Source organism: Geomonas sp. (genome assembly GCF_056994735.1).
The window spans coordinates 1-1,839 of the sequence record NZ_JBXKJL010000200.1; the positions used below are offsets into that span (position 1 = coordinate 1).

Genomic DNA, 1,839 nt, shown 5'->3' on the forward strand with positions numbered 1-1,839 from the left:
CCTCGATCCACCATCAAAAAAATATAAAAACCCCGTTGGTCCTTGAGACAAGGGATGATAGAATAAGGTGCGCAAACCAATTCCATCACCAACGAGGTGAAAACAGTATGCCACAGGGCGTTCTTTCCTACAAGTACGAAGAAGAGAAGCAGGCAAGCGGCATGACGGCCCTCGCCGGCCTCCCCGTCTACCTTGACCTCGCCTCTGTCCTCGGCCTGGGAAATCATATCCGCGCCCACCTGCACGTTAAGGCCCAGGGATGGACGGATGAACAGATGATCCTCTCGCTTATCCTTCTCAACCTCGCCGGGGGAGACTGTGTGGATGACCTCAGGATACTGGAAAGAGATGCGGGCTTCTGTAACGTGCTCGACCGGGTGGAGACGAAGGGACTCACCCGTCGGGAGAGGAGAGCTCAACAACGACGGTGGAGAAAGGAACAGCATCGTTCCGTTCCTTCCCCTTCCGCCCTCTTTCGGTATCTTGCAGCCTTCCACGATCCTCTCGAAGAGAAGAAACGCGAGAAGGGCAAAGCCTTCATCCCTCAACCGAACGAGCACCTTTCCGGGCTCGCGAGGGTGAACAGGGACTTTGTTGCGTCCGTCCAGAAGCGCCATCCGTGCCCAGATGCCACGCTCGACATGGACGCCACCCTCACCGCAACACAGAAAGAAGATGCCCTGTTCAGCTACAAGGGCTACAAAGCCTATCAGCCGTTCAATGTCTGGTGGGCGGAACAGGAACTCGTGCTCCACTCCGAGTTCAGGGACGGGAACGTGCCCGCAGGCTTCGAACAGCTCCGCCTCCTCAAGGAGGCGCTCGCTATGCTCCCCGAAGGGGTCAAGAACGTCTACCTCCGTTCCGATACCGCAGGCTACCAGCACGACCTCCTCAGGTACTGTGAAAAGACAGACCATAGCCGCTTCGGCAGCATTGAGTTCGCCATCGGCTGCGATGTGACGAAAGAGTTCAAGAAGGCTGTTGCCGAAGTTGAGGCATGGAAGCCGGTGATGAAAGGAATAGACGGGCAGAACGTAACGACCGGCACGGAATGGGCCGAGGTCTGCTTTGTCCCCAGTGCGATCTGCCATAGCAAACAAGATCCGACCTATCGGTACCTTGCCACCCGCGAGCTTATGCACCAGCCTGAGCTTCCCGGGATGGAGGGGCAGGTCGAACTCCCCTTTCAGACCCTGACCATGAAGGCGAAGCGCTACAAGATCTTCGGCATCGTCACCAACAGGGAGACCGAGGGCAATGAGCTCATCACCTGGCTCCACGAGCGCTGCGGCAAGAGCGAAGAGGCCCATGCCATCATGAAAGAAGATCTTACCGGAGGGAAGCTTCCTTCTGCCGACTTCGGTGAAAATGCAGCCTGGTGGGGGATCATGATCCTCGCCTTCAACCTCAACGCGGCAATGAAGCAGGTGGCCCTGGGGGGATCGTGGGTTGTAAAGAGAATGAAGGCAATCCGTTTCTCCCTCATCGGCCTGCCGGGAAGGGTCGTGAGCCATGCGCGGGAACTCGTGATCCGGCTTGCCAAGGACCATCCATCCCTGAAGATACTGCTCGACGCCCGGCAGCGGATCATGGAGCTCGTTCCCCTGCCGTCAGGATAACGCTATGGAAGAGAGCCCCAAGACAACGGCTACACGACAGAATCACCCCTCAAGGGGCGGTGCATCCAAAAACAGGCCCCAGGAGACGCTACGACCGTGTCTCCAGAGAGATTTGGAAGTGACGAAGCTTTTTTGATACCCGAAAAGTGCGTACTCTGAGCGAAAAGATCTCCTGGAGCGTGCGTGGGGCACCATGGCACAATTAGGTGGTGGATTTAGG

1 protein-coding gene is annotated in these 1,839 nt (G+C 57.2%); it reads left to right on the plus strand.

Going from position 1 to position 1,839, the window contains the following annotated elements; genetic code table 11:
• Positions 1-107 precede the first annotated feature (107 nt).
• Positions 108-1,619, plus strand: coding sequence for an IS1380 family transposase (locus AC11W3_RS08885; RefSeq protein ID WP_484092864.1), 1,512 nt, complete (start codon positions 108-110; stop codon positions 1,617-1,619).
• Positions 1,620-1,839 lie beyond the last annotated feature (220 nt).